The following is a 26,344-nucleotide window of genomic DNA, read 5'->3' on the forward strand; positions in this document are numbered from 1 at the left end:
TTCTCTCCGGCCGGGGGCTCTCGTGCATGCCCATCACTTTGGAGTCACCCGTGATCCTCGCCCCGCTCGCCGATCTCGTCCTGCGCGATGCCGCCCTGAGCGAGGTGATGGCGGAGGCCAAGGGCGGCCGGATGCTGGCGCTCGACGTCACCGGCCCGGAGGCGCTGCGCCCCTTCGTGGTCACCGGTCTCGTACGCCAGGAGCGCACCGTCCTCGCCGTCACCGCGACCTCGCGTGAGGCCGAGGATCTGGTCAGCGACCTCACCGACCTGCTCCCGCCCGACTCGGTCGCCTACTACCCGAGCTGGGAGACGCTGCCCCACGAGCGGCTCTCCCCGCGCAGCGACACGGTCGGGCGCCGGCTCGCCGTGCTCCGTCGCCTCCGCCACCCTGATGCCGACGGCGCCCACGGGCCGCTGAAGGTCGTCGTCGCCCCTGTCCGCAGCGTGCTCCAGCCGCAGGTCAAGGGCCTGGGCGACCTCGAGCCGGTGGAGCTGATCAAGGGCCAGGAGGTGAGCCTGGACGACGTCGTCGTGAAGCTCGCCGACGCCGCCTACTCCCGCGTCGACCTGGTCGAGAAGCGTGGCGAGTTCGCCGTCCGCGGCGGCATCGTCGACGTCTTCCCGCCGACCGAGGAGCACCCGGTCCGCGTCGAGTTCTGGGGCGACGAGGTCGACTCGATCCGCCACTTCGCGGTCGCCGACCAGCGCGCCATCCCCGAGGAGCACGGCGGGGCCACCGAACGCCTCTGGGCGCCGCCGTGTCGCGAGCTCCTGCTGACACCGGAGGTCCGCGACCGGGCGCGAAAGCTGGGCGAGGACCACCCCACGCTGATCGAGCTCACCGACAAGATCGCCGCCGGGATCGCGGTCGAGGGCATGGAGTCGCTCGCACCCGCCCTCGTCGACGACATGGAGCTGCTGATCGACCTGATCCCCGAGGACAGCCACGTGCTGCTCCTCGACCCCGAGCGGATCCGCAGCCGGGCCCACGACCTGGTCGCCACCGCCGAGGAGTTCCTCGGTGCCTCCTGGGCCGCCGCGGCCAGCGGCGGAGTCGCCCCGATCGACCTCTCCGCCGCCTCCTACCGAGACCTCGCCGACGTACGTGCCCACGCCATCGCGCAGGGCAAGCCGTGGTGGTCGGTCAGCCCGTTCGGTCTCGACGACGGCGAGTCCGATCTCGCCGATCCCGACGTCGTCGGCGTACCGGTCCGCAAGATCGACTGGCAGCCCGCGAAGGCCTACCGGGGCGACACCGCTGCGGCGATGGCGGACATCGAGCGCTGGCGCGACGACGGCTGCCGCGTGGTCGTCGTCCAGCCCGCCCACGGCACGGCGCAGCGTACGGTCGAGGCGCTGGGGGAGCGTGACGTCCCGGCTCGCCTGGCAGAAGGTGACGAGGAGACCGCCAAGCCGGTCCACAAGACCGTCACCGTGATCCACGCCCGCCTCACCCACGGCTTCTTCGACGAGGCCAACCAGCTGGTGGTGCTCACCGGGGAGGACATCTCCGGCCAGAAGTCCTCGACGCGCGACATGGTGAAGATGCCCGCGCGGCGCAAGAAGCAGATCGACCCGCTCGAGCTCAAGCCCGGCGACTACGTCGTCCACGAGCAGCACGGCGTCGGCCAGTTCATCGAGATGAAGCAGCGCGAGGTGCAGGGCGCGACCCGCGAATACCTCGTCCTGGAGTACGGGGCCTCCAAGCGCGGCGCGCCGCCCGACCGCCTCTACGTCCCGGCCGACGCGCTCGACCAGGTGACTCGCTACGTCGGTGGTGAGCAGCCCAGCCTCGACCGGCTCGGCGGCGCCGACTGGCAGAAGCGGAAGGCCCGCGCGCGCAAGGCGGTCCGCGAGATCGCCGCCGAGCTGATCAAGCTCTACGCCGCCCGGCAGGCCACCAAGGGCTTCCAGTACGGCCCCGACAACCCCTGGCAGCGCGAACTCGAGGACGCCTTCCCCTTCCAGGAGACCGCCGACCAGCTCGCCGTGATCGACGAGGTCAAGCAGGACATGATGCGGCCGGTGCCGATGGACCGGCTGGTCTGCGGCGACGTCGGCTACGGCAAGACCGAGATCGCGGTGCGGGCCGCGTTCAAGGCGGTCCAGGACGGCAAGCAGGTCGCCGTGCTGGTGCCGACGACACTGCTGGTCTCCCAGCACCTGTCGACCTTCATGGAGCGGATGTCGGGCTTCCCGGTCAACGTGCGCGGGCTGTCCCGCTTCCAGACCGACAAGGAGGCGGCCGAGGTCATGGCCGGCCTCACCGACGGCACCATCGACATCGTCGTCGGCACCCACCGGCTGCTCAACAAGGACGTACGCTTCAAGGATCTCGGCCTCATCATCATCGACGAGGAGCAGCGCTTCGGCGTCGAGCACAAGGAGGCCATGAAGCGCCTGCGCACGAGCGTCGACTTCCTGTCGATGTCCGCGACCCCGATCCCGCGCACCCTGGAGATGTCGATCACCGGCATCCGGGAGATGTCCACGATCACCACGCCGCCCGAGGAGCGACACCCGGTCCTGACGTACGTCGGTGCCTACGAGGACCGCCAGATCGTCGCCGCGGTGCGTCGTGAGCTGCTCCGCGAGGGTCAGGTCTTCTACATCCACAACCGGGTCAACTCGATCGAGAAGGCCGCCGCCCGGATCCGCGAGCTGGTGCCGGAGGCGCGGGTCGCGGTCGCCCACGGCCAGATGAACGAGAAGCAGCTCGAGCAGGTGATGGTCGACTTCTGGGAGAAGGAGTTCGACGTGCTGGTGTGCACCACGCTGGTCGAGTCGGGGTTGGACGTGTCGAACGCCAACACGATGATCATCGAGCGTGCCGACACCCTCGGTCTGAGCCAGCTCCACCAGCTGCGTGGCCGCGTCGGCCGCTCCCGCGAGCGCGCCTACGCCTACTTCCTCTACCCCGGGGAGAAGCCGCTGACCGAGACCGCCCACGAGCGCCTCGCCACCCTGGCGCAGCACTCCGACCTCGGTGGCGGCATGGCGATCGCGATGAAGGACCTCGAGATCCGTGGTGCCGGCAACCTGCTCGGTGGCGAGCAGTCCGGCCACATCGCCGACGTCGGCTTCGACCTCTACGTACGCCTGGTCGGCGAGGCCGTGGCCGAGTTCAAGGCCGGCCCCGACGGTGCCGCCGAGGAGCTCAACGAGGTACGCATCGAGCTCCCGGTGGATGCGCATCTCCCGCACGACTACATCCCCTCCGAGCGGCTCCGGCTGGAGATCTACAAGCGCCTGGCGGAGGTGCGCTCCGACGAGGACGTCGAGTCGGTCGCTGCCGAGCTCCTCGACCGTTACGGCAAGCCGCCGACGGAGGTCTCCTCGCTGCTCCAGGTCGCCCGCTTCCGCGCCCGCGCCCGCCAGGCCGGCGTCTCCGAGGTCACCCTGGCCGGCAAGAACGTGCGCTTCCACCCGGTCACGCTGCCCGACTCCCGCGTCGTCCGGCTCAACCGGATGTACCCGAAGTCGCTGGTCAAGCCGCAGCTGGAGACGATCATGGTGCCGCGCCCGGTCTCCTCCGGCTTCCCGGCCAAGCCCCTCGACGGTCCCGACCTCCTCGACTGGGCCCGGGTCGTCATCGACGCGATCATCGACCCGCTCACGTAGGGGTTACATATCCACAAAATGGAGGTTATTATCCATTTTGTGAGAAGTCAGGCTCCGGTGCTCGCGCCTCTGTTCCGGTCGGAGGCGCAGGCGCTGCTGCTCTCGGAGCTGCTGCTCCCGGGGGAGGAGCTGAGCATGACCGACCTCGCCGAGCGCGTCGGCCTGCCCTATCCGACGGTCCACCGCGAGGTCGCCCGGCTGCTCGACGCCGGCCTCCTCGCCGACCGCCGCGTGGGCCGCACCCGGTTGGTGAAGGGCAACGAGCAGAGCCCACTGCTCGCGCCGACGCGGGAGATCCTGCTGACCGTGACCGGCCCGGCCGTGCTGCTCCGGGAGGCCCTCGAAGGTCTCGACGGGATCGAGCGCGCGTTCATCTTCGGGTCCTTCGCGGCCCGGGCGAAGGGGGAGCCGGGCCCGCCGCCCAACGACATCGATCTCATGGTGATCGGCACGCCCGACGTGCGAGCGGTCTACGAGGTCTGCCGGGAGGTCTCCGACAGCGTCGGGCGGATCGTCAACCCGACGATCATGAGTCCCGAGGAGGCCGAGGAGCAGACCGGGTTCCTCGAGGAGGTCCGGGCCAGCCCGGTGATCGAGATCTACGGAGGAGGACCGGATGGCCCTGCCGCTGACCCCGGCGCAGCAGAAGACGGTTGACGCACTCGTACGCTCCGGCGCCCTGCGCGCGGTGCGACCCGACGAGAAGAAGGCCCGCGCCTTCCTCGGCGGCGCGGAGTCGGCCCTTGCCGACGTCCCCAACGTCACCCGGACCGAGAACCGCTACAACCTCGCCTACAAGGCAGCTCACGACGTCGGCGAGGCCATGCTCGCCGCCTACGGCTACAAGACGACGTACGGCGCCGGTGGCCACGTCAAGGTCGGCCGGTTCCTCGCCGCCGTCTTCGACACCCCGCCCCCGCGCGACGCGGCCATCCACTACGACGTGATGCGCCTGGACCGCAACGCCAACAACTACCTCGGCAAGCCGGTCACCGTCGCCGCCGCCGACGCGGCCGCCGAGGCCGCGCAGACGCTCTACGACGCCGCCGTGGAGCGGCTCGCGGCCTGAGCCGGGTCAGCTCCTGCCGTCGGCGACCCGGCGCAGCGCCTCGAGGGTGGTGTCGGGGCCGGCGTTGAAGGCGAAGCGGGCCTCGGGCGCGAGCTCGTGAACCAGGTTGACGATCGCCTCGAAGAGCTCGGTGTGAGCTGGGATCGCCCGGATCCCGCCGCCGATCATGACGATGTCCCAGGCCTGCTGCTCGAGCGCCGCGCGCACCTGCGCGGACGCGGTGGAGACATCGGTGCCGATCTCGCAGGGGAGCGCGTCGTAGCCGGCGTCGGCGACCTGAGCGTTGCCGACAGCGATCCGCTCCTTCAACGTGGCCAGGTCGATCGGTGCGTCGGAGAGGTCGACTGCCTCGGGCGCCAGCCCGATCAGGAGCACTCGGTTCATGGCACCGACGCTACTCATGCGTCCCAGGCGCAAGAATGGGCGGCGTGACCGGCGAGCCAGAGGTGCGCTACGCGCAGACCAGCGACGACATCGCGATCGCCTATCAGACCGTGGGCAGCGGGCCGGTGACGATCTGGATGCCCTCGCTCAGCAACATCAGGGCGCAGTGGCGGGTGCCGGCGCTGCGGATGGCCTACGAGCGGCTGAGCCAGGACCTGACCCTCGTGCTCTACGACGGCCGCGGCACCGGCTCCTCCGACCGCCGAGCCGGCGACCTCGGGCTCGAGGCACACATCCGTGACCTGGAGGCGGTCATCGAGGCGGTCGGCGCCGACCGGGTCAACCTGCTCGGCTACTACCACGCGGTCGCGACCGCGGTGGCGTACGCCGCCACCAACCCGCAGCGCGTCGACCGGATGCTCCTCTTCGGCGGGGCGGCGCGGATGCGCGACGCGATGAGCCCGGCGCAGACGCAGGCGCTGCTGTCGCTGGTCGAGCAGGACTGGGACCTCTTCGCCGATGCCGCCGCGACCGCCTGGCTCGGCTGGGGCTCGGGCGAGAACGCCGGCCGGGTGGCCGAGGCGTTCCGCACCGCCACGACCCCGGCGGTCGCCCGCGACTGGTTCGCGGAGGCGGCCCGTCTCGACGTCAGCGAGCTGCTCGACCGGGTCGTGGCGCCGACGCTGGTGCTGCACCGCCAGGCCGCGAGCCAGATCCCGGTCGAGGTTTCCCGGAGCCTGGCCGACGGCGTCCGCGACGGACGGCTGGTCGAGCTCGAGGGCAGCACCCCCACACTCTTCGTCGAGGGCGGAGCCCGCGACCTCGCGATGGTGAGCCGCTGGTTCCTGACCGGCGAGGTGCACCGCGGGGCGCCCGCGCCGGGTCTGTCGGCACTGACCACGCGCGAGCGGGACGTGCTGAGGCTGATCGCCACGGGACGTACGAACGCCTCGGTCGCCCGCGACCTCGGCATCACCGAGCACACCGTCGAGCGGCACGCGGCCAACCTCTACCGCAAGCTCGGCGTACGCAGCCGGGCCGAGGCCACCGCCTGGGCCATCCGCAACGGGGCCGACTGACGGGAACCCGTCAGTTCCGCTGCGCACCTTCCGGGAAGCGGTGACCCCGGGTATCCCGGGACAGTGGAGCCATGACGACGATCACCCCGAGCAACGACTCCTGGCGGATGGCGAAGGCGACCGCCCCGATGGTGCGGACCTTGGCCGGGCGCCGCCTGTTCCCGCTCTGGGCCGTGGTGCACCACCGCGGCCGCAAGACCGGACGAGCGCTGAGCCTCCCGGTCGCCCTGCTGCACACCGAGGACGAGTTCGTGATCACGCTGCCGTGGGGCCCGGGCACCAACTGGGTCCGCAACGTGCTGGCGGCCGGCGAGTGCACGATCACCTGGAAAGGACGCGACCACGCCGCCACCGAGCCGCGGATCCTCGGCCGCGAGGAGGCGCGTCCCTACTACGACGGGTTCTCGTGGTGGATGGTCGAGAAGGTGTTCAAGGCCGACAGCTTCCTGGCTCTGCGTCGGTGACAGTCCACACTCCGGCGCCGTTGCTCCGTGGCGTACGCCTGTGTCTGGCAGGATCGACGCATGACCATGGAGGCGTTCGGCGAGCAGTCCTTCCCTGAGGAGCCCTTCGGCAACGAGTGGGACACCGAGCCGGGATGGCTCTCCGAGGAGGAGCTGGGCGAGACCCGCGGGCGGGTGCCCATCCTGTACGTGGAGGCGGTCCCCGTTCGTGTCGATCCCGACGGCCGCGTCACCGAGGTCGGGCTGCTGCTGCGCGGGTCGCCCACGACCGGCACGATCACCCGGTCGCTGGTCTCGGGCCGCGTGCTGCACGGCGAGCGGATCCGCGACGCGCTGATGCGCAACCTGGAGAAGGACCTCGGACCCGTCGCGTTCCCGACCCTGCCGCTGACCACGGTGCCGGTGACGGTCGCCGAATACTTCCCGTGGCCCGGGGAGCGCTACCAGGACCCGCGCCAGCACGCGGTCTCGCTGGTCTACGTCATCCCCGTCACCGGCGAGTGCGAGCCGCGCCAGGATGCGCTGGAGCTGTCCTGGATGACGCCCGCCGAGGCGGCCTCCGACGAGGTCGTCGGCGACATGGAGGGTGGCCGCGGCGCCCTGCTGCGGCAGTGCCTGAGCGCGTTCGGGGCGCTGGATTGAGCTCAGCCGACGCCGAGGGCAGGACGTACGCATCGGGGGAGGGGCTCGTCGAGTTCCTCGACCTGATGCGGCTGATGCGTGAGCGGTGCGTGTGGAAGTCGTCGCAGACCCACGCGTCGTTGGCGCAGTATCTGCGCGAGGAGTCCGACGAGGTCCTCGAGGCCATCTCCGAGGAGGACCCCGAGCACCTCAAGGAGGAGCTCGGTGACCTGCTGCTCCAGGTCTACTTCCATGCCGCCATCGCCGAGGAGGCCGGCGAGTTCACGATGGACGACGTCATCGCCGGCCTGACCGAGAAGATGAAGCGCCGCAACCCCCACGTCTTCGGCCCCGAGGCCGAGTCGGGTCGCCGCTACACCCTCGAAGAGGTCGAGCAGCTCTGGTCGGCGGCCAAGGCCGCAGAGCGCGCTCGCCCCGCCGAGTAGGCGCCCCCGTCGGCCGAGGCGTCACCCCCGTCGGCCGAGGCGTCGCCTACGTCGGCCGACAGGGCATCTCGGTGCCCTCTCGCCCGACCGGAGCGACGTCTCGGCCTGCGTACGCGACCTCTCGGCCGGCGGGGGCGACCCTTCGCGGCGCCAGCGGAATGAGCATGGCCGCGAGCGCCGCGCCGAGCGCGACGACGGTGAGGAAGCCGAAGCCGTTGACGTACCCCTGCTCGGTCGGATAGCCCGACGGCAGGGTGTGGGCGGTGACCACGGAGGTCATGACCGCGGACCCGATGGTGCCGCCGACGGTGCGGATGTTGGCATTCATCCCGGTGGCGACGCCGGTGTGCTCGGGTGGCACCGCGGCCACGACCGCGTTGGCGAGGTTCGCGAAGACCAGGCCGGTGCCGAAGCCGGAGAGCCCGGCGGCGACGCACATCTGCCACGGCTCGTCGTGGACGAAGGCGACCATGGCGAGGGAGACCGCGGTGAGCAGGCCGCCGATGACCAGGATGCGGCGCATCCCGATGAGGTCGGCGAGCCGGGCGCTGACCAGTCCGCACAGGAACGAGGTGACGGCCGTCGGGAGCATCAGGTAGCCGGCGACGGTGACCGAGGCGCCGAACCCGTAGCCGGCTGACGACGGCGTCTGGGTCAGCTGCGGGATGAAGCCGAAGGAGGCGTACATCGCGATGCCGATCAGCAGGGCGACCAGGTTGGCGGTCCAGACCCCGCGGCGGCCCATCAGACGCAGATCGACCAGCGGCTGGCGTACGGTCCACTCGACCCGGATCCAGGCGGCCAGGAGGACGACGGCGGCGCCGAGCAGGCCGATGGTGGCGGGAGCGGTCCAGCCCCACGAGGGCGCCTGGCTGACCCCGAGGAGGAGCGCGACCAGCCAGCCGGCGAGGAGCACGGCGGGGAGCACCGGGATCGACTCACGGGTGATCACCGGCGACTCGGGCACCATCAACAGCGTGCCGACCGCGGCGGCGGCCGCGACCAGCGCGGGCAGCAGGAAGAGCGCCCGGAATCCGAGCGTCTCGGCGACCGGCCCCGCCAGCACGATCCCGGCAGCGAAACCCATCGAGAGCAGCGAGGAGGTCACCGCGATCGCACCGGCGACGCGTTCCTTGGGCAGCTCGTCGCGCAGGATCGCGAAGGCCAGCGGCAAGGTGCCGCCACCGAGCCCCTGCAGGACCCGCGCGCCGATCATCACCTCGATGCTCGGCGCCGCGGCGGCGAGGAGAGCGCCGGCGGTGAGGGCGGCCAGGCTCCACACGTACATCCTGCGCTTGCCGAAGGAGTCGCCCATCCGGCCGATGATCGGGGTCGCGACCGAGGCGGAGAGCAGGAAGGCGGTCAGGATCCAGGACCCGGTCGCCTGGTCGGTCTCCAGCTCGGTCTGGATCAGCGGCATGGTCGGCACCGAGACCGACTGCAGCAGGGAGTAGGAGCAGACGCCGATGGCGACGATCGCGAACGTGAGGCGGGGGCTGTGGGTCGAAGGCATCGAAGCAAAGTTTAGCTTGGCTAACTGTGTTCCATGGGCCACTTCGTCCGTGATGGAACCACTCGCTCGGGAAACACAGAGGCGCTCGCTCGCCGTGACGGCAAGCGAGCGCCTCATCCGGGCAGGTCAGCGGGTCAGGCCCACTTGACGGCGGTGTCGGCGTCGACGCGGGGGAGGCGGTCGAACCAGGGGTTCTCGCCGGGGTGGCCGATGTTGACGATCATCTTCGCGGTCCAGTCGCCGTCGGGGAAGAACTCCTTGTCGACGCCCGCGGTGTCGTAGCCCGCGATCGGGCCGGCGGCGAGCCCGGCCGCGCGTACGGCGAGGATGAAGGCGCCGGCCTGCAGGCCGGCGGACCAGCCACCGGCGCCGTGGCGGGCGTCCTCGTCGGCGTGGAAGTAGTCCTTCATCTCCGGGCGGATCGGGAAGACGTTGGGGATCTCCTCGTGCCAGTTGTTGTCGTAGGCGACGATCGCGGTCGCCGGGGCGGCCTTCGTCTTCTCGACGTTGCCCTCGGCGATGTGCGGGAGCAGGCGCTCCTTGCCCTCGGCCGTGCGCACGAACACGACCCGCAGCGGCTGGGTGTTGGCCATCGTCGGAGTCCAGCGGGTGAGCTCCCAGATGTCGGCGAGCTCCTCGTCGGTGACAGGGGTGTCGGCAAAGGTGTTGGACGTGCGCGCACCGGTGAAGACGATCTGGCGGCCGCGGGGGTCCAGCTTCTCGAGGGTGGTGGTCTCGAGGGCAGTGGTCTCGGTCATGTCGCTCTGAACTCCGTGGTTACTAGGATTATTCCGGTTGCTTCGAAAATAGTAGTCCCTCAGTATTCAGGCAAGTCCTGTAGGCTGGGAGGCATGCCCGCGACGAAGCCCGCACACGATCCACAGGTGTGCAACGCAGCGCTCGTGCGGGCCTTCGACTTCCTCGGCAAGCGCTGGAACGGCGTGATCCTCGGCAGCCTGACCCAGGGCCCGCTCGGCTTCGCCGAGCTCAAGCGAGCGGTGGCCGGGATCAGCGACTCGATGCTCTCCGAGCGCCTCAGCGAGCTGGCCGGCCTCGGCCTGCTCGCCCGCGAGGTCGACCCCGGCCCGCCGGTGGCGGTCCGCTACGCGCTCACCGGCTCCGGTGCCGCGCTCGCGCCGACCCTCGGCGCCCTCACCGAGTGGGCCGGCACCCACCTGCCGGCCGGCGACTGCTCCGAAGACTGACCGGTCCACGAACGACACCGGCCCGCCACCGAACGGTGACGGGCCGGCGTGAAGGCGCCTCTCAGCGCTTGAACGCCTTGCCGAGCTCGAGGAAGACCGTCTCCCCGGTGGCGTCGTCGAGGCCGTCGTTGTCGGTCACCGCGTAGGCGCGGCCGTCGGCGCCGACGGTGAATCCCTCGAGCTTCTCCTGCGTCCACCCGTGGGTGCTCTGCAGCACGGGCAGCAGGTCGTACGCCAGGCGCTTGCGCAGCGGGCTCACGGGGCTCAGCCCGGTGGTGCCGTGGCGGGGCACGTCGACCGTGTAGACCCGCTTGACCGCCGCCGTGGTGCCGTTCTGCTTGTCACGCTCGATCACGGCGAGGGTGTCCTCGTCGACGGCGGTGATCTCGGAGAGCCCGATCCAGTCGCCGGGCACCGCGGTCGGCTCCAGGCCGTAGCCGAACCACTCCCAGGCGCCCGTGGCCGGGGTGTAGCGGCCGATCCGGGCGGTGCTCGCGCCGTCCACACCGGGCTTCTTCGCGGTCGAGTCGGCCCACAGCGGGCGCTGGAGCGCGACGTACACCTTCTCGGTGCGACCCCTGCCGGTCACCGTGACGCCCTCGAGGCCCCACTTGCCGACCTTCTCGGCGATCTCCGCGGGCAGCGGGACCGTCTCGGCGATCCGGCCGACGCGGTCGAGGCGGAGCAGCGCGTTCCCGGCGCCGGTCGCACCCTCGTTCGCCACCCAGAAGCCGCCGCCGCGGCGCCCGACCAGGCCCTCGATGTCGAGGTCCTCGGCGATCTCGCCGGAGGCGGTCGTGACCTCGAGGACGTCGCGGATCACAGCCGGAGAGCGGCGGACATCCAGGCTGTAGATGCGGCCGGTGGCGTAGGCGGCGTCGCTGGCCGCGTAGAGCTTGCCGGGCTCACCGGGGACCTTCGAGAGCGCACCCAGCGCGCCCCAGCCGATCGGCTTGCCGTTCCGCGAGGCCGACTCGACCGTCGGGAAGGACGATGACCGCTTCCGACCGAACCCGTAGAGCGAGACCGTGGCACGCACCAGGTCCTCGGCCGAGTCCTCCTCCGAGGAGACCGCCAGCAGGTTGCGCGACGGGATCGGCAGCAGCCCCTCGGGCCCGTTGGTCGCCGGCAGCACCTGCGTGAACTTCGGAGAAGACGGCGTACGCATGTCGTAGACGGCCACGAAGTTGCTGCGCTCGGAGCCCACGAAGGCGTACGGCACGCCGCCGAAGGTCTCGAAGGCCAGCCCCTCGGGCTCGGCGCCCTTCTTGGCGGCGCGGGAGTCGTTGTGCAGGCCGTACTTCGTGGCGAGGTCCTCGAAGCTGGATCCGGCGTCCCAGACGACCTCGCCGGTCGCGGCGCGGAAGACGGTCCAGCCGCGGGTGCCGCCCTTCCAGTCACCCTCGTTCGCCGTCGCGACCAGCCCGGGTCCGACCCACTGGATCGAGTCGGGCTCGCGCGGTGCGTCGATGGTGTCGACGGGGTTGAAGCGTCCGTCCTTGGTCGTGTCCACACCGGGGACGACCGCATTCCCGGCGCTCCACGCCGTCTCGACGGTCGCGGAGGGGAGGTCGATGATCGCGACGCCGTTGTTCTCCTGCAGGGTGAGCGCGAGCTGGTTGTCGGCGTTGATGTCGACGTACTCCGGCTCCGCGTCCTCCGGTGTGTCCAGCCCCTTCAGCGCCGAGGCGGGCAGCGCCACATCGGTGATCGACCACGCGTCCGGCTCGCCGTCCAGGCGGACGACCTTGACCGAGCCGGCCGGCGCCTGGGGCAGGTCGCCCTCCTCGCCCCCGGCAGGGGTGGCGGCCTCGTTGCGCTGGTTCTCCATCGCGATCGCGGCGTACGTCCCGTCCGGGCTGACCGCGATCGAGTCCGGCTGGCCGCCGAGATCGTACGAGGCCACCTCCTCGTGCGGGGAGGCCAGCGAGATCACGTCGATCCGCCCGGCACGGGTGCCGACGGCAGGCTCCTCGTCCTCCCACTCGGTGTCCTCGAGGCCGGGGTACGTCGACTCGTCGACGACCACGAGCGCGTGGTCGCCCACGATCGAGACCGACGTGGGCGAGCCGCCCTTGCCGCCGGAGACGTCGTGGCTGCCGATCCCCTTCGGCGAGGAGGGGTCGGTGATGTCCAGGAAGCCGATCCGGCCGCCGGCCGCGTCGGTGTAGGCAAGGGTCTTGCCGTCCTCGGAGACCGCCGAGATCTCGGCGACGGTCGCGTCGGCCGGGTCGACACCCGCCGGCACGTTCTGGAAGACCGGATAGGTCGCGAGCCGGCTGAACTCGCCGTGCTGGCCGGGTCCGGCGGCGGCGGTGCCGCCGAGGACGGTCATCATCGAGACGCCCAGGCCCCCGATGGCCAGGGCGCCGATACCGGCCAGTGTGAGTCGGTTGTGCAGGAGCTGCATGTCGGGGTTCCTCTCGGAAAATCATTGCCGGGACGAACGATCTCGGCGGCACTGCGCGCCGAGGCATCACGTACGTTTCGACCGGCCGACTCCCCGATGAACACCAGGTGGGCGCCCTCGGTTGCACCCCTACTGTCCGGTTAACGTTCCAATCGCCAGGCCCATCCGGCCGAGTAATAGGCTGACGGACATCACCCCCTCTCTCCATCAATCCATTCCTGACCCAGGAGTAGTTCAGTGGCATCGATCGACGCCGTAGGCGCCCGCGAGATCCTCGATTCGCGAGGCAACCCGACTGTGGAAGTTGAGGTCGTCCTCGACGACGGCACCTTCGCCCGCGCCCAGGTGCCCAGTGGCGCCTCGACCGGAGCCTTCGAGGCCGTCGAGCTGCGCGACGGCGGCGAGCGCTACGGCGGCAAGGGCGTGCAGAACGCCGTCACCGCCGTCGTGGAGACCCTCGCCCCCGCGATCGAGGGCTTCGACGCCGACGACCAGCGCGCCATCGACCAGGCGATGATCGAGGCCGACGCGACCCCCAACAAGGCCAAGGCCGGCGCCAACGCGATCCTCGGCGTCTCGCTCGCCGTCGCGAAGGCCGCCGCCGACTCGGCCGGCCTCTCCCTGTTCCGCTACGTCGGTGGCCCCAACGCCCACGTGCTGCCAGTGCCGATGCTCAACATCCTCAACGGTGGCTCCCACGCGGACTCCAACGTCGACATCCAGGAGTTCATGATCGCGCCGATCGGCGCGCCGACCTTCGCCGAGGCACTGCGCATCGGCGCCGAGGTCTACCACGCGCTCAAGTCCGTGCTGAAGGCGAAGGGCCTGGCCACCGGCCTCGGCGACGAGGGCGGCTTCGCGCCCAACCTCGAGTCCAACCGCGCCGCCCTGGACCTGATCGCCGAGGCGATCGGCAAGGCCGGCTACGAGCTCGGCAAGGACGTCGTGCTGGCGCTGGACGTGGCCGCCTCCGAGTTCTACGAGGACGGCGCCTACCTGTTCGAGGGTGCCAAGAAGACCGCGCAGGAGATGACCGCCTACTACGAGGAGCTCGTCGCCGCCTACCCGATCGTCTCCATCGAGGACCCCCTCGACGAGGAGGACTGGGACGGCTGGAAGGCGATCACCGACGCCATCGGCTCCAAGACCCAGCTCGTCGGCGACGACCTGTTCGTCACCAACGTCGAGCGGCTCGCCCGCGGCATCGAGGGCGGCCAGGGCAACGCGCTGCTGGTCAAGGTCAACCAGATCGGCACCCTCACCGAGACCCTCGACGCGGTCGACATGGCCCACCGGGCCGGCTTCAAGACGATGATGTCCCACCGCTCCGGCGAGACCGAGGACACCACCATCGCCGACCTCGCCGTCGCCGTCGGCTCCGGCCAGATCAAGACCGGTGCCCCGGCCCGCTCCGAGCGCGTCGCGAAGTACAACCAGCTCCTCCGCATCGAGGACGAGCTCGGCGAGGCCGCCCGCTACGCCGGCGCCTCCGCCTTCCCGCGCTACCAGGCCTAGGGAATCCCGTACGCCGCGGCGGCCCGTGTCCTCAGGACACGGGCCGCCGCGCGTCTGCCGCCAGGAGGTAGGTCGTGGATGGGAGGATGAGCGACGTGGCAACGCAGGGACCGGGGCAGCAGAGTCAGAGCAAGCGCGTACGCGGTCCTCGGGCCCCACAGGGTCCGGGGCGACGGCCGCGTGCCCCGCTCCCGGTCCGGCCACCGTCGGGCGCCGGCATCGACGCCCTGCGCAAGCGGCTGCGCCGGCCCAAGCTGACCGGCCGGGCGATGATGATCATCGTGGTGGCCGCGGTGCTGGTGATCTCCTACGCCTCCTCGCTGCGTGCCTACCTGCAGCAGCGCCACGACATCAACGCGCTCCAGACCGAGATCGCCCAGCGCAAGGAGCACATCAAGCAGCTCGAGGAGCAGACCCGTCGCTGGGAGGACCCTGCCTACGTCCAGCAGCAGGCCCGGGAGCGGTTCGGGTTCGTGATGCCGGGGGAGACGGCGTACGTCGCCCTCGACGAGAACGGCGAGCGCATCCAGACCGAGCCGGAGCTCACCGACCCCAAGTCGGTGGGCAGTGCGGAGCAGCCGAAGGCGTGGTGGGACGATGCGTGGGGCTCCGTGCTGCTGGCCGGTGACCCGCCGGAGCAGACTGGAGACGGGCCGGAGTCGGAGATCGACCCGCCCAAGCAGAAGAAAGACTGAAGACATGGCCATCGATCCCAAGGACGTGGCCGCGATCGCGGCACAGCTGGGACGCGAGCCCCGGGGGATCCACGAGGTCGGGCACCGCTGCCCGTGCTCGCTGCCCGATGTGGTGACCACCGAGCCGCGGCTGCCCAACGGCACCCCGTTCCCCACGACGTTCTACCTCACCTGCCCGCGGGCCGCCTCGAAGATCGGCACCCTCGAGGGCACCCACGTGATGAAGGACATGGAGGCGCGGCTGGCCGAGGACGAGGAGCTCGCCGCCGCCTACGCCAAGGCCCACGAGGCCTACCTCGAGGCTCGCTACGAGCTCGGCGACCCGCCCGAGATCCACGGCATCTCCGCAGGTGGGATGCCGAATCGGGTCAAGTGCCTGCACGTCCTCGCCGGCCAGGCGCTGGCCCAGGGCCCGGGCGTCAACCCGCTCGGCGACGAGGTGCTCGAGCGCCTCGGTGAATGGTGGAAGTCCGGCCCGTGCGTGGACCTCGACCTCGAGGACGAGGAGCAGTGACTCTGTGACGCAACGGGTCGCGGCGATCGACTGCGGCACCAACACGATCAAGCTGCTGATCGCCACGGTCACCGCGGACGGCCTGACCGAGGACGTACGCGAGGCCCGCATGGTCCGCCTCGGCCAGGGTGTCGATCGCACCGGTGTGCTCGCCGACGAAGCCCTGGAGCGGGCCTTCGGCGCCATCGACGAGTACGCCGCGATGATCCGCGAGCACGGCGTCGAGCGGGTGCGCTTCGTGGCCACCTCGGCCACCCGGGACGCCGCCAACGCGGCCACCTTCACCGACGGCGTACGCGAGCGCCTCGGGGTCACGCCCGAGGTCGTCACCGGGGCGGAGGAGGCGGCGCTCTCCTTCGGCGGCGCGGCCCGCAACCTGCGTGGCACCCCGGAGCCGCCGGTGCTGGTGATCGACATCGGCGGCGGCTCCACCGAGCTCATCCTCGGGGACGGCCCCACGATGGGCGTCAGCGCGGCGGACAGCATGGACATCGGGTCGGTGCGGCTCCATGAGCGTCATCTGCGCTCCGACCCGCCTACGCGGGAGGAGATCGAGGCCTGCGTACGCGACATCGACGCCCACCTCGACGACTGCCCGGTCGACCCGGCCGCCGCCCGCACCGTGGTCGCCGTCGGCGGCACCATGATCCAGCTGACCATGGGGTTGCTCGAGCTGGCTGCGTACGACCGGACCGCCACCGACCATGCCGAGGTCTCTCCCGACGACGTCCACCGGCTCGTCGACCGGCTGCTGGCGATGACCGTCAACGAGCGGCTGGCGCTGCCCTGGATGCATCCCGGCCGGGCCGACGTGATCGCCGCGGGCGGTGTGATCCTCAGCCGGATCCTCAGGCGCACGCGTGTCGACTCTCTCCTCGTCTCCGAGTCCGACATCCTCGACGGAATCGCCTGGTCCGTTAGAGACTAGGCATGTCGGGGGACTTGATCTTTGTGTTTGGCGCCTAGGTTTGGGTTCACCGGCGTACCCATCAAACAGAACCAAATGCTGTCTCTCGGAAGGTCAAGAAGTGAAAAAGCTCATCCTGCTTGCCATCGCTGCCGCTGGTGTCGGCGTGCTGGTCAAGAACAAGTCTGAGCAGCTGAAGGCCGGCGCGAACAAGGTCACCAGCGACCCGCGCGTCCAGTCGGCCCTCGCGACCGCCTCGGAGAAGGCGGCGCCCTTGAAGGAGAAGGCTGCTCCTTATGCCGAGGCCGTGAAGGAGAAGGCGGGGCCCTACGCGGCCACCGTCAAGGAGAAGGCCGGTCCCTACGCGGAGCAGGCCAAGGAGAAGGTCTCGGCCGCTGCCGGGGTCGCCTCCGACAAGCTGCACCGGAACGGCTCGGTTCCGGAGTCCACCCCCGAGTCTGCCGCGGCGCCCGCCCCCGACGGGTTCGTCTCGGAGGCCCCGGCTGCCCCGGAGTCGACCACGGGCTCGTCCTCGACCAGCGAGTACGGCGGCTACCCGCCCGCTCCGCCGGCGCCGTCCGCTCCGCAGGCCGGTGTCACCGGTGACCCGCTCACCGACCCGATCGACCCGGCCGACCCCTACGCCACCGAGGTCCCGCCCCCGCCGGCTCCTCCGGCCGACACCGACCAGACGTCCTACGACGACCTGGGCGGCGGCGACACCGCGGTCAAGCCGACCCCGGAGGGCACGCCCGAGTACGCTCCCGAGCCGGTCGACCCCGCGGAGGAGAAGAAGACCGACAACTGGTTCCGCGGCTGATCCGCGCTCCGGCGCTGATCCTCAAAGCGGGCCAACTGCGTCACCCGCGGTCTGCGTTCGGCAGGCCGCGGGTGACAATGGTTTGGTGACCATCCACGCCATCACCGTCCTGGGACACGACCGCCCGGGGATCATCGCCGACACCACCGCCCGTCTCGCCGGACTCGGACTCAACCTCGAGGACTCGACGATGACCCGGCTGCGAGGTCACTTCGCGATGACGCTGCTCTGCGCGGGTGAGGCGACCACGGAGGCCATCCGAGCCGACCTCGAGCCGATCGCGTCCGACGGCACCTTGACGGTCACGGTCTACGAGCTCCCCGAGGAGCAGGCCCCGGCCGGCTCCGGCCAGCTCTTCGTCCTTTCCGTCCACGGCGGCGACCGCCCCGGCATCGTCTCCACGGTGACCGCCGAGATCGCCGCCGTCGGCGGCAACATCACCGACCTGACCACCCGTCTCTCCGGCGACCTCTATGTCGTCGTCGCCGAGCTCGAGCTTCCTGTGGACGCCGACGTCGCCGTGCTCGAGGCGTCGATCAAGCGGGTCACCCAGGAGCTCGGCGTCGACGCCACCCTGCGGCCGATCGAGGCCGACGACCTGTGAGCGGGATCAACGAACGAGTCTTGTCCTGGACGGAAGCCGAGCTGGGTGTCGAGGGCAAGGTCCTCGATGTCGTACGCGCCCCCGCCCACGTCCTCTCCGTACCCGGCAAGGACGTCGACCCCGCCGCCCCCGAGACCGTCCAGCTCGCCGCCGACCTGATCGCCACCATGCGGGTCTCGCCCGGCTGCGTCGGCCTGGCCGCGGACCAGGTCGGGGTCTCGGCCCGGATCTTCTGCGTCGACGTCTCGACCCACGTGAAGACGCGCACCCACCACGGGACGTACGTCCTGTGCAACGCCGAGGTCGTCGAGGCCAGCCGCAACGAGAAGGCGCGGGAGGGCTGCATGTCCGTCCCCGACCTGACCGGTGACGTGAAGCGGGCCTCCCGGCTGAAGGTACGCGGCCAGCTCCCGGTCACCGGCGAGACCGTCGAGATCGTCACCGACGCCTTCGAGGCCCGCTGCCTGCAGCACGAGATCGACCACACCAACGGTCTGCTCTTCATCGACCGCGTCGCCGGCGCCCACGCGCTCCACCAGCGCCAGACGTACTTATGACGCCTGCGGTTGATGGGTGGTTGGTGCGGGCGGTGGGATTCGAACCCACACATTCGACAGGACTTTTAAGGTCCCCGGCTCGCCGTTGGCCTACGCCCGCTTGCGATTCTTTCCCCGGTAGGTGGGTGTCTGAGCGTGACAGTTCGGACAGAGCAACTCAAGATTCTCGAGTCGGTTGTTCTTGGAGTTGCCATCTCGGTGGTCGAGCTCCAGGGGAATCGGCTGGCCCAACCATTCCACGCCGCCACACTTGTTGCACTTTGCGGGCATGACGCCCTCGTTGATCAAGCGCAGTCTCAGGCGATGCGAACTGATCGGATAGTCGTTGGAGAGGTAGGCGTCGAGCGTCCGCCGCGCCCCGAGCACGACGTTCTTGCTCCAGGCCTGGCCGCTGAAGTGGGAAGTATCCAGGCCTGCTTGATCGATCGCGTTGCGGATCGTGGCGTAGTTGCCACCTGCTGCCCGAAGGTCGAGTCGACGAAGGACCTCGGCAATGGAAAACGAGAGGGACACGGCTCTTTCGAGATCCGATGCGGTCCATCCGCGCGTGCGGCCCGGCATACCAAACAGTATGGCATCCTTCTCCGTCTGCCGTTGACGTCCGACAGTCGCGTTACTGCGGGAACCTCAGGGTCGTCCCGGACGTTGAGTGAGACACAGGGCCGGTACGCTGGCCACAGGAGCCGCCACCGTGGCGGAACCTTTCACGTCGCTTTCGAGGAGTGACCCCCAGATGCAGAGCAACAACCCGGTGTTCCGTAGGGCAGAGGGCTTCGGGCAGCCGTCGCAGAACGCCTACGGCAACGCGACCTACGGTGGCAACGGCGCTCCGTACGCCGGCTACGGGCAGGACCCGAGCCAGTGGTCGACCGGCGCCCCCCAGGCGCCCACCACGGGCGCCCCCATGACGATCGACTCGGTGGTGCAGAAGGGCGCGATCACCCTCGGTGTCGTCTTCCTCGCCGCCATCGCGACCTGGGTGATGACCCCCGACATCAACTCTGACGCCAACCTCGCGCCGCTCTACCTGGCTGCGACCGTCGGCTCCGGTGCGGCCTTCATCTTGTCCCTGGTCAACTCGTTCAAGCGCGTGGTCAGCCCGGCGCTGGTGCTGGCCTTCGCGGTCGCCGAGGGCATCGCCCTGGGTGCGCTGAGCAAGACCTTCGACGCCGTGTTCGGCGGGGGCATCGTCGTCCAGGCCGTGATCGGCACGTTCGCTGCCTTCGCTGGCACGCTGGCCGCATACAAGTTCTTCAACATCAAGGTCGGCAACAAGTTCCGCACCTTCGTGATCGCGGCCATGTTCGGCATGGTGGGCCTGAGCCTGATGGAGCTCGTGCTCGGGTTCTTCGGCGCCAGCTTCGGTCTCTTCGGCTTCGGCACCCTCGGCCTGATCACCGCCATCATCGGCCTCGCGCTCGGTGTGTTCATGCTGATCCTCGACTTCGACCAGATCGAGCAGGGCGTTCGTGCCCAGCTCCCTGAGCGTGAGTCGTGGCGCGCCGTCTTCGGCCTGACCGTCAGCCTCGTCTGGATCTACACCAACCTGCTCCGCCTCCTGGCGATCTTCCAGCAGGACTGATCGCCCGCAGGTCTTCACGACGAAGGAGTGAAGACCTGCGACGGCGATCAGGTCGAGCGAGCGCAGCGGGTGAGCCTGCGAACCCGCGAAGCGGGTCGAGACCCAGTCGCGTGAAGTGACAACCGCCCCGTGCCTTGAAGGCGCGGGGCGGTTCGTTTCGCATGCCAACAGTGTTGGTCTCGACACGCCTCCGCCTAGCGGCTCCGGCGGCTCGACCAGCGGGGCTAGCGGGCGGCCTGCCGCTCGGCGAGCGGGGGAGTCTCCGAGGGACGCTCGCCACGGTGAGGCGTGCGCTGCTCGTTCTCGAAGGACCGGGCACGGGCCCAGTTGCCGAAGCGTCCACGCGGGCGCGGTGCCGGGTCGATCTCGGTTCCCGGCCGGATGACGGCGCGCAGGGAGGCAGCGGCGAGCGGCATGACGTGCTTGCCGTTGTAGGTCTCCAGGATGGCGTTCTCGTCGCCGACGAGGCCCAGCACCGAGAGCGTCGGCGGGACCAGCACCTCGCCGAGGGCGTGGTAGCCGGCGGCGGAGGGGTGGAAGAGGTCGGCGCCGAACCAGAACGCCGGAGTGGCCTTGAAGGCCGGACCGAGGACGTCGCCCAGCGACACCGTGTGGCCGCCGGCGCGGATGACGTGGAAGATCTGTCCGGCGGCGATGCGGATCGACCAGGCCCGCATGATCGAGCGCAGCGGCGGCAGGATCGGGGTGGCCGTGCTGAGGTCGGGGACGGTGCCGACGAGCACCTTGACCCCCGCCTCCTGGAGCCGGATGACGGCCTGGGCGAGGTGGCTCACCGCGACCCGCGGGCGCACCCGGCGGATCACGTCGTTGGAGCCGACCAGGATCACCGCGATGTCGGCGTCGGCGGCGATCGCCTTCTCGACCTGCGGGTGCAGGTCGGAGGACTTCGCGCCGATCTCGGAGAGGTCGTGCAGACGCACCGGCCGGTGTGCCTTCTCGGAGACACCGGAGGCGAGGACGGCGCCGGGCGTGTCCTCGACCTCGGTCATCCCGTAGCCCGCGGCGCTCGAGTCACCGAGCAGCGCGATGTTGATCGGACGCCCCGGCTGACGCGCTCCGTACCACCCCGTCGGGGACGGTGCCACGGGCATCTTCACCTGGTGGGTCGCCCTGACGGCAAGCGCCGCTTCCGCGACGAGGACCCCGGCGAACGCGGCTGTCGCGGCCAGAACACCCCCACCGGCGTACGCGGTCTTGCGAGCCAGACTCTTCTTCGCCACGGGGAACACTCTAAAGTCTTCGGCCCATTACCGGGCACTCAGTATCGGGATATAGGGGATCTCACCTAGTGGACATACGCTGTCGCCATGGAGTACGTGGACTCGCTTCTCGACCTTATTGGCAACACTCCGCTCGTGCGGCTGGGGCGTGCGCTGGACGGCGCCGGGGCCTCTGAACCCGGCCAGGGACCGCTGGTTCTGGCCAAGGTGGAATACCTCAACCCGGGCGGTTCGGTGAAGGACCGCATCGCCACCCGGATGATCGAGGCGGCCGAGGCCTCCGGTGAGCTGCAGCCCGGCGGCACGATCGTCGAGCCCACCTCCGGCAACACCGGTGTCGGCCTGGCGATGGTCGCCCAGCAGAAGGGTTACAAGTGCATCTTCGTCTGCCCTGACAAGGTCAGCGAGGACAAGCGCAACGTGCTGAAGGCCTACGGCGCCGAGGTCGTCGTCGCCCCCACGGCCGTGCCGCCCGAGCACCCCGACTCCTACTACAACGTCTCCGACCGGCTCGCCTCGCAGCCCGGCGCCTGGAAGCCGAACCAGTACGCCAACCCCAACAACCCGCGCTCCCACTACGAGGAGACCGGCCCCGAGATCTGGCGCCAGACCGAAGGCCGGATCACCCACTTCGTGGCCGGTGTCGGCACCGGCGGCACGATCTCCGGGATCGGCCGCTACCTCAAGGAGCAGAACCCGGACGTCCAGATCATCGGCGCCGACCCCGCCGGGAGTGTCTACTCCGGCGGCACCGGGCGGCCCTACCTGGTCGAGGGCGTCGGCGAGGACTTCTGGCCGGAGACGTACGACCGCGACATCGCCGACCGGATCATCGAGGTCTCCGACGCCGACTCCTTCGCCTACACCCGCCGGCTCGCCCGTGAGGAGCAGCTGCTCGTCGGCGGCAGCGCCGGCATGGCTGCGTACGCCGCCAAGCAGCTCGCCGCGGAGCTGGCCGGCACGCCGGAGGGCGAGAACGCCGTGATCGTCGTGCTGCTGCCCGACTCCGGGCGCGGCTACCTGACGAAGGTGTTCAACGACGAGTGGCTGGCGCAGTACGGCTTCGCGACCGGCGAGGCCGCCAAGCAGACCGTCGGCGACGTGCTGCGCGGCAAGTCCGGCCGGCTGCCCGACCTGGTCCACACCCACCCGGGCGAGACGATCGCCGAGGCGGTGCACATCCTGCAGGAGTACGGCGTCTCGCAGATGCCGGTCGTGCGTGCCGAGCCGCCGATCGTGGCCGCCGAGGTCGCGGGCTCGGTCTCGGAGCGCACCCTGCTGGAGGCGCTGTTCACCGGCAAGGCCAAGCTCACCGACTCCGTCGAGGAGCACATGTCGCCGCCGCTGCCCTCGATCGGCTCCGGAGCCGACGCTCACGATGCCGCCCACACCCTGGGCAGCTCCGACGCGCTGCTGGTGCACGAGGACGGCAAGCCGGTCGGTGTCCTGACCCGTCAGGACCTGCTCTTCTTCCTGACCAGCTCCTGAGGCCGCGATACCCTCCCCCCTAGCGGGGGAGGGTGGCGTACGCCATGATGCGTGGTCATGATCGCGTATCCCCACATGCGCCGAAGCGGAGCCCGAGACCGGCGATATCGCCGGTCGGCTCTGGCCGCGGCCTCTCTGCTCGCGTTGTTCTCGCTGACCGCCTGCGGCGGCGGCCAGGACAGCAGCAGCGGCAGCGATCGTCCCAGCGTCGCGGACATCGAGAGCCAGATCACCAAGAGCAGCGGTGACCAGGTGACCGAGGACCAGTCCGCGTGCCTGGCGAAGACCTACTACGAGTCCGACCTCTCCGACGAGGCGGTGCGGCTCCTGGTCGAGGCCGAGGACGTCTCCAAGATCAGCCCGGAGGACCTGTCCAAGGCCGACCAGAAGGCCAGCAAGGAGCTCTACGAGCCGCTGGTGAAGTGCCTGACGCCCGCTGAGTAGTCGCCGTTCGGCGCCGGCCGCAGCCAGGTGCTCGCCACCCGGGCGAGGTCCTCACGACCGGAGACCCCGGTCTTGCGGCTGATGTTGTGCAGGTGGGTCTCCACCGTGCGGGTGCTCATCTCGAGGTCCGCGGCCAACGAGGCGGTCGTGGGGCCGTCGGGCAGCAGCCGGAGCACCTCGCTCTCCCGTCCGGAGAGCCCGATGTGGGTCGCCGCGCGGCGGAACAGGCCGGCTCGGCTGCCGGAGATCTCGGAGCGTTCCCAGGCGAGGTCGAGCGTCTCGGCGGCCTCGGTCAGGTTGCCGGCCTCACGCTGCAGGATCGCCAGCGAGATGGCGGCCCGGGTCACGAAGACGAGGGCGCCGGCATCGGCGAGGACCACGATCGCCTCGCGGAGGGCGTCGACGTCGCCGGCGGCGGTGGCGGCTGCGTACGCCCCCATGCCCTGCAGCAGCGGGCTCTCGGTGCCGGCCGCGAGGCTGGCGGCACGGGTGATGTGCTTGTTCTCGTTGGCCCCGCGCTCGACCGCCTCGATGGCGAGGAAGATGCCACCGGTGACGTAGCCGGCGTCCAGGCGCTGGCCGACGAGCTCGCACAGCTCCTTGAGGCTGGGCATCCGGCCGTTGGCCGGCGCCATGATGCTCGCCACCATCCCGGGCCACGGGCCGAACGCCACCTTCGCGCCACCGATCTGGGAGGCGAGGCTGCGGGCGTACTCCGGGCGACCCTGCGCCATCGCGATCTCGGCGCCGAGGGTCAGGATGCCGGTGTGGGCGACGTCGCGGTAGGCGGCGACGCTCGAGGAGGAGAGGCTCTGGAACGCCGCCTGGCTCGCCTCGGTCAGCCTGCCGGCGATGCTCAGGCCGAGTACGCATAGATAGGCGTGGGCCTGGATGAGCATGGCGCTCGAGCTCTGGGTGGCCGCCTCGAGCTGCTCGCGGGCGAAGTCGATGCCGCGGTCGAGATCACCGCCGAGCACGTCGGCCAGCCCGACGAGGAAGGCGTGCAGCCCCGCCGGCAGCGGGTTCTGCGGCTGCTGGCTCTCCAGCAGGTTGCGCGCCTGCTCGACCATCCCGGCGGAGAGGAGGCGCTCGGCGGCGACGACCGCGAGCATCTCCGGGCCGACCGTGTCGCGCGGGTCGGGCTCGACGGTGGGCACCTCGGGGACGTACTCGGTCTGGAACTGCAGGTGGGCCCGGGAGGCCTCGAGCGTCGCGGCGAAGGCGGGCAGTCGCGTCAGCCCGTCGTCGAGGACGGCCTTGGCCTCCTTGAGGTCACCCAGCTCGACCGCCTTCCAGGTGGCGAACCACGCCAGCATCCAGGCCGACTCCTGGGTGTCGGTCAGCGGGGTGCGCCGCTCGACCTCGTCGATCTGGTCACGAGGCGCGGCGGTGTTGCGGAGCGCGACGAGCAGCGGCAGCGCGGTCTCGGGCGAGGGCATCTCGGTCCAGGCGCGGCGCGCGCGGGCGACCTCGTCGGCCATCTGGCGCAGCGAGCGCTGGTGGAGGAGGGCGGCATCGGCGCCGCGGGGCCGATGGGTGGCGTGGTCGAGGAGGCGTTGGTCGGCGGCGAGGTGGTTGCGTGCGATCACCAGCCCGAACGCCGACCCCTCGGTGATCAGGTAGTCGCCGATGAGCGGCGGGTAGAGGCCCACGACGCCGCTGCCCGGTCCGTCCTCGCTGTGGCGCGCCAGCCCGTGGGCGAAGAGCGCGTCGAGCACGTCGCGCTCGAGCAGCTTCTCGGCCTCGTCCAGCGGCACCGGGCCCGTCACCGCGAGCGCGGTCGCGCCGTCCCATGCGGCCTGGTCGAGCCCGGCGACCAGCGGCTCGACGGCCGAGGCCAGCTCAGGAGCCCAGCCCGTACGCCGCGGCAACCGCCACAGCCCGTCGAGCTGCTCCAGCACCCCTGCCCGGGGCCCGACGGTGGCGATGGCCCGGACCAGGCCGAGCAGCCCGCCCGTCGCCATCGTGATCCGGGCCAGCGACCCGGCCTCGACCGGGCCGCCCAGGATCGCCCGGCACACCTCGTGCACCTCATCGACCTCGAGCGCAGGGGAGCGCACCTGGACCGACGGCGCGATGCCCAGCATCAGCGTGTTCTCGGCGACCGGGTGCTGGTGGCGGCTGCTGGTCACCGCCAGCAGGCGCCGCTGGCGGTGGATGTTGCGCAGGGCGCCGACCGAGTAGGTGTCGAGGGCGTCGGCGTCGTCGATCACCAGGACGGTGCCGTTGCCGAGCTGCTTGCTCAGCGCCGCGGTCATCTCGCCGATGGTCCTCCGCGGCCCCGGCGGTGTCGCGCCGCCGATGCCCGCGGCAAGAAGCGCGGCGAACGGCTCGTTCTGCCAGGCGCGGTGCCCGCTGAGCTGGAACACGGACAGGCCCTCGTCCTCGAGCCGGTCGGCGACCAGGGCGCAGAGCTCGCTGCGGCCCGATCCTCGCGGGCCGACCAGATGCACGCTCAGGCCCGCACCGACGTAGTCGGCAACCTCGTCGACCACCCGCGCGAGGACACCTTCGCGATCCGACATGGTCACCCCCCACCTCAAGGTACATCCAAATGCATACCGGATTTTCTGTGGGAGCGCTGTATCGCCCGCGTATTAGGTCTACTGATACGCAGGTTACCTGTTTACAGTACGTAAACAGTCCGTCCGCGACCGCAACCACTGGCCCAGGATGATGAGATAGTGATCTCACGGGCTGAGGTTCGCCTCGGCCTGCACCACTGAGTGACCACCAGGTCGCCGCATCAGCTCCCCCATCTGATTGCGGCCCTGGTGGCACGAAGAGCTGAGAGCCCGGCCGTCCCGGACTCGAGGTCGCGATCATCCCCCCGCGGTCGTGACCTCGAGCCCAGGGCGGCCGGGTTGTTCTATTTGCGATTGCTTCGCAATTCGCGCAGCGCTGGGTTGTTGGCGATTGCTTCGCAATTCGCGAGCGCCTCCGCTTGATCCTCGTCTTCCTCCGCTTCGTTCGTCGCTGGCGCTCCTCACTGCGCTGCGTGCAGACGAGGAGCGCTCCAGCGCTGGGCTTGCGGCGAGCGGGCCGCGCCGAACTGAGGAGGTGGCATTGCAGGCAGCTCGTGAAGCAATTCACAAGGGACGTAAGCCACGACACATGGGACGTATGCCTAGGGGAGGGGGTGGTGTGGCCGGTGATGCGGGAG

The 26,344-nt window shown here is 70.4% G+C and carries 25 protein-coding genes and 1 tRNA gene; 18 read left to right on the forward strand and 8 right to left on the reverse strand.

Features of this window, described 5'->3' with window-relative positions:
• Positions 1 to 26: 26 nt before the first annotated feature.
• Genes mfd through ACWZJV_RS20385 form a run of 3 tightly spaced genes read left to right on the forward strand, consistent with a single transcriptional unit; the run spans position 27 to position 4,692 of the window.
• A complete protein-coding gene (mfd, locus tag ACWZJV_RS20375) occupies positions 27 to 3,623 on the forward strand; it encodes a transcription-repair coupling factor (RefSeq protein WP_196875286.1) in 3,597 nt (1,198 codons plus the stop codon).
• A 57-nt stretch (positions 3,624 to 3,680) separates the two neighbouring features.
• Positions 3,681 to 4,280, forward strand: a complete 600-nt coding sequence (locus tag ACWZJV_RS20380; protein WP_457178228.1) for a MarR family transcriptional regulator — start codon at positions 3,681 to 3,683, stop codon at positions 4,278 to 4,280.
• Positions 4,240 to 4,692 (forward strand): hypothetical protein, encoded by a 453-nt coding sequence (locus ACWZJV_RS20385; protein WP_457178230.1) that lies wholly within the window; start codon positions 4,240 to 4,242, stop codon positions 4,690 to 4,692. Before ACWZJV_RS20380 ends, ACWZJV_RS20385 begins: the two co-directional genes overlap by 41 nt.
• 6 nt (positions 4,693 to 4,698) lie before the next feature.
• Here ACWZJV_RS20385 and ACWZJV_RS20390 read toward each other — a convergent pair whose 3' ends face one another.
• On the reverse strand, positions 4,699 to 5,076 hold the full coding sequence (locus tag ACWZJV_RS20390) for a hypothetical protein (protein ID WP_457178231.1): 378 nt from the start codon (positions 5,074 to 5,076) through the stop codon (positions 4,699 to 4,701).
• Between the two features lie 44 nt (positions 5,077 to 5,120).
• Between ACWZJV_RS20390 and ACWZJV_RS20395 the strand changes: the two genes are divergently transcribed.
• From ACWZJV_RS20395 to ACWZJV_RS20410, 4 genes are all read left to right on the forward strand, one after another.
• Complete coding sequence (locus ACWZJV_RS20395) at positions 5,121 to 6,155, forward strand: alpha/beta fold hydrolase (protein WP_457178233.1); 1,035 nt, start codon at positions 5,121 to 5,123, stop codon at positions 6,153 to 6,155.
• A gap of 71 nt (positions 6,156 to 6,226) precedes the next feature.
• The gene (locus ACWZJV_RS20400; RefSeq protein ID WP_196875281.1) at positions 6,227 to 6,619 is read left to right on the forward strand and encodes a PNPOx family protein; all 393 of its coding nucleotides are present in this window, start codon (positions 6,227 to 6,229) and stop codon (positions 6,617 to 6,619) included.
• A 60-nt stretch (positions 6,620 to 6,679) separates the two neighbouring features.
• The gene (locus ACWZJV_RS20405; protein WP_196875280.1) at positions 6,680 to 7,261 is read left to right on the forward strand and encodes an NUDIX hydrolase family protein; all 582 of its coding nucleotides are present in this window, start codon (positions 6,680 to 6,682) and stop codon (positions 7,259 to 7,261) included.
• Positions 7,258 to 7,686 (forward strand): MazG nucleotide pyrophosphohydrolase domain-containing protein, encoded by a 429-nt coding sequence (locus tag ACWZJV_RS20410; RefSeq protein WP_231380388.1) that lies wholly within the window; start codon positions 7,258 to 7,260, stop codon positions 7,684 to 7,686. Before ACWZJV_RS20405 ends, ACWZJV_RS20410 begins: the two co-directional genes overlap by 4 nt.
• A gap of 46 nt (positions 7,687 to 7,732) precedes the next feature.
• Here ACWZJV_RS20410 and ACWZJV_RS20415 read toward each other — a convergent pair whose 3' ends face one another.
• Together ACWZJV_RS20415 and ACWZJV_RS20420 are read right to left on the reverse strand one after the other, a co-directional pair.
• A complete protein-coding gene (locus ACWZJV_RS20415) occupies positions 7,733 to 9,199 on the reverse strand; it encodes an MFS transporter (protein WP_457178236.1) in 1,467 nt (488 codons plus the stop codon).
• Positions 9,200 to 9,333: 134 nt separating this feature from the next.
• Positions 9,334 to 9,957: a malonic semialdehyde reductase gene (locus ACWZJV_RS20420; protein ID WP_196875277.1), complete on the reverse strand. Its 624-nt coding sequence runs from the start codon at positions 9,955 to 9,957 to the stop codon at positions 9,334 to 9,336.
• Positions 9,958 to 10,050: 93 nt separating this feature from the next.
• On the opposite strand from ACWZJV_RS20420, the gene ACWZJV_RS20425 reads away from it, so the two are divergent.
• Entirely contained in the window at positions 10,051 to 10,404 is a 354-nt protein-coding gene (locus ACWZJV_RS20425; RefSeq protein WP_196875275.1) for a winged helix-turn-helix transcriptional regulator, read from the forward strand.
• Positions 10,405 to 10,465: 61 nt separating this feature from the next.
• Here the strand turns inward: ACWZJV_RS20425 and ACWZJV_RS20430 are convergent, their stop codons facing one another.
• Positions 10,466 to 12,814, reverse strand: a complete 2,349-nt coding sequence (locus tag ACWZJV_RS20430) for an esterase-like activity of phytase family protein (RefSeq protein ID WP_457178238.1) — start codon at positions 12,812 to 12,814, stop codon at positions 10,466 to 10,468.
• Positions 12,815 to 13,051: 237 nt separating this feature from the next.
• On the opposite strand from ACWZJV_RS20430, the gene eno reads away from it, so the two are divergent.
• The 7 genes from eno to def all read left to right on the forward strand — a co-directional run bounded on the left by eno (position 13,052) and on the right by def (position 18,426).
• On the forward strand, positions 13,052 to 14,329 hold the full coding sequence (gene eno / locus ACWZJV_RS20435; RefSeq protein ID WP_196875272.1) for a phosphopyruvate hydratase: 1,278 nt from the start codon (positions 13,052 to 13,054) through the stop codon (positions 14,327 to 14,329).
• Positions 14,330 to 14,424: 95 nt separating this feature from the next.
• Positions 14,425 to 15,024 (forward strand): FtsB family cell division protein, encoded by a 600-nt coding sequence (locus ACWZJV_RS20440; protein WP_457178241.1) that lies wholly within the window; start codon positions 14,425 to 14,427, stop codon positions 15,022 to 15,024.
• 4 nt (positions 15,025 to 15,028) lie between these two features.
• Complete coding sequence (locus ACWZJV_RS20445; protein WP_457178243.1) at positions 15,029 to 15,538, forward strand: DUF501 domain-containing protein; 510 nt, start codon at positions 15,029 to 15,031, stop codon at positions 15,536 to 15,538.
• 4 nt (positions 15,539 to 15,542) lie between these two features.
• Complete coding sequence (locus ACWZJV_RS20450; protein WP_196875271.1) at positions 15,543 to 16,466, forward strand: Ppx/GppA phosphatase family protein; 924 nt, start codon at positions 15,543 to 15,545, stop codon at positions 16,464 to 16,466.
• A gap of 100 nt (positions 16,467 to 16,566) precedes the next feature.
• Positions 16,567 to 17,265 carry a hypothetical protein gene (locus ACWZJV_RS20455; RefSeq protein WP_457178245.1) on the forward strand — a complete coding sequence of 233 codons (699 nt, stop codon included), beginning with the start codon at positions 16,567 to 16,569 and terminating at the stop codon, positions 17,263 to 17,265.
• Positions 17,266 to 17,350: 85 nt separating this feature from the next.
• Entirely contained in the window at positions 17,351 to 17,869 is a 519-nt protein-coding gene (locus tag ACWZJV_RS20460; RefSeq protein WP_457178247.1) for a glycine cleavage system protein R, read from the forward strand.
• 20 nt (positions 17,870 to 17,889) lie between these two features.
• Positions 17,890 to 18,426 (forward strand): peptide deformylase, encoded by a 537-nt coding sequence (gene def, locus ACWZJV_RS20465; protein ID WP_008359288.1) that lies wholly within the window; start codon positions 17,890 to 17,892, stop codon positions 18,424 to 18,426.
• Between the two features lie 21 nt (positions 18,427 to 18,447).
• Here the strand turns inward: def and ACWZJV_RS20470 are convergent.
• Both ACWZJV_RS20470 and ACWZJV_RS20475 read right to left on the reverse strand, forming a co-directional pair.
• Positions 18,448 to 18,526 (reverse strand) — tRNA-Leu (locus tag ACWZJV_RS20470).
• On the reverse strand, positions 18,517 to 18,987 hold the full coding sequence (locus ACWZJV_RS20475; RefSeq protein WP_008359286.1) for an HNH endonuclease signature motif containing protein: 471 nt from the start codon (positions 18,985 to 18,987) through the stop codon (positions 18,517 to 18,519). The genes ACWZJV_RS20470 and ACWZJV_RS20475 overlap by 10 nt, the downstream gene beginning before the upstream one ends.
• Before the next feature lie 172 nt (positions 18,988 to 19,159).
• Between ACWZJV_RS20475 and ACWZJV_RS20480 the strand changes: the two genes are divergently transcribed.
• Positions 19,160 to 20,008, forward strand: a complete 849-nt coding sequence (locus ACWZJV_RS20480) for a Bax inhibitor-1/YccA family protein (protein WP_457178250.1) — start codon at positions 19,160 to 19,162, stop codon at positions 20,006 to 20,008.
• Between the two features lie 224 nt (positions 20,009 to 20,232).
• Here the strand turns inward: ACWZJV_RS20480 and ACWZJV_RS20485 are convergent, their stop codons facing one another.
• Positions 20,233 to 21,249 carry an SGNH/GDSL hydrolase family protein gene (locus ACWZJV_RS20485; RefSeq protein ID WP_307785671.1) on the reverse strand — a complete coding sequence of 339 codons (1,017 nt, stop codon included), beginning with the start codon at positions 21,247 to 21,249 and terminating at the stop codon, positions 20,233 to 20,235.
• Positions 21,250 to 21,336: 87 nt separating this feature from the next.
• Here ACWZJV_RS20485 and ACWZJV_RS20490 point away from each other — a divergent pair, with 87 nt between their 5' ends.
• Together ACWZJV_RS20490 and ACWZJV_RS20495 are read left to right on the forward strand one after the other, a co-directional pair.
• Complete coding sequence (locus tag ACWZJV_RS20490) at positions 21,337 to 22,737, forward strand: cystathionine beta-synthase (protein ID WP_457178251.1); 1,401 nt, start codon at positions 21,337 to 21,339, stop codon at positions 22,735 to 22,737.
• 57 nt (positions 22,738 to 22,794) lie between these two features.
• Positions 22,795 to 23,181, forward strand: a complete 387-nt coding sequence (locus tag ACWZJV_RS20495) for a hypothetical protein (RefSeq protein ID WP_457178253.1) — start codon at positions 22,795 to 22,797, stop codon at positions 23,179 to 23,181.
• Here the strand turns inward: ACWZJV_RS20495 and ACWZJV_RS20500 are convergent.
• On the reverse strand, positions 23,142 to 25,706 hold the full coding sequence (locus ACWZJV_RS20500) for a LuxR C-terminal-related transcriptional regulator (protein WP_457178255.1): 2,565 nt from the start codon (positions 25,704 to 25,706) through the stop codon (positions 23,142 to 23,144). The two genes, ACWZJV_RS20495 and ACWZJV_RS20500, sit on opposite strands and share 40 nt — an antisense overlap.
• Positions 25,707 to 26,344 lie beyond the last annotated feature (638 nt).

The organism is Nocardioides sp. WG-D5 (assembly GCF_054031175.1).

Coding starts and splice junctions, on each gene's coding strand:
- ACWZJV_RS20430 (WP_457178238.1), bottom strand. CDS start 12,814: ATGCAGCTCCTGCACAACCGACTCACACTGGCCGGTATCGGCGCCCTG.
- ACWZJV_RS20490 (WP_457178251.1), top strand. CDS start 21,337: ATGGAGTACGTGGACTCGCTTCTCGACCTTATTGGCAACACTCCGCTC.
- ACWZJV_RS20385 (WP_457178230.1), top strand. CDS start 4,240: ATGGCCCTGCCGCTGACCCCGGCGCAGCAGAAGACGGTTGACGCACTC.
- ACWZJV_RS20480 (WP_457178250.1), top strand. CDS start 19,160: ATGCAGAGCAACAACCCGGTGTTCCGTAGGGCAGAGGGCTTCGGGCAG.
- ACWZJV_RS20500 (WP_457178255.1), bottom strand. CDS start 25,706: ATGTCGGATCGCGAAGGTGTCCTCGCGCGGGTGGTCGACGAGGTTGCC.
- ACWZJV_RS20425 (WP_196875275.1), top strand. CDS start 10,051: ATGCCCGCGACGAAGCCCGCACACGATCCACAGGTGTGCAACGCAGCG.
- ACWZJV_RS20445 (WP_457178243.1), top strand. CDS start 15,029: ATGGCCATCGATCCCAAGGACGTGGCCGCGATCGCGGCACAGCTGGGA.
- ACWZJV_RS20415 (WP_457178236.1), bottom strand. CDS start 9,199: ATGCCTTCGACCCACAGCCCCCGCCTCACGTTCGCGATCGTCGCCATC.
- ACWZJV_RS20475 (WP_008359286.1), bottom strand. CDS start 18,987: ATGCCGGGCCGCACGCGCGGATGGACCGCATCGGATCTCGAAAGAGCC.
- ACWZJV_RS20420 (WP_196875277.1), bottom strand. CDS start 9,957: ATGACCGAGACCACTGCCCTCGAGACCACCACCCTCGAGAAGCTGGAC.
- ACWZJV_RS20400 (WP_196875281.1), top strand. CDS start 6,227: ATGACGACGATCACCCCGAGCAACGACTCCTGGCGGATGGCGAAGGCG.
- ACWZJV_RS20390 (WP_457178231.1), bottom strand. CDS start 5,076: ATGAACCGAGTGCTCCTGATCGGGCTGGCGCCCGAGGCAGTCGACCTC.
- ACWZJV_RS20495 (WP_457178253.1), top strand. CDS start 22,795: ATGATCGCGTATCCCCACATGCGCCGAAGCGGAGCCCGAGACCGGCGA.
- mfd (WP_196875286.1), top strand. CDS start 27: ATGCCCATCACTTTGGAGTCACCCGTGATCCTCGCCCCGCTCGCCGAT.
- ACWZJV_RS20405 (WP_196875280.1), top strand. CDS start 6,680: ATGACCATGGAGGCGTTCGGCGAGCAGTCCTTCCCTGAGGAGCCCTTC.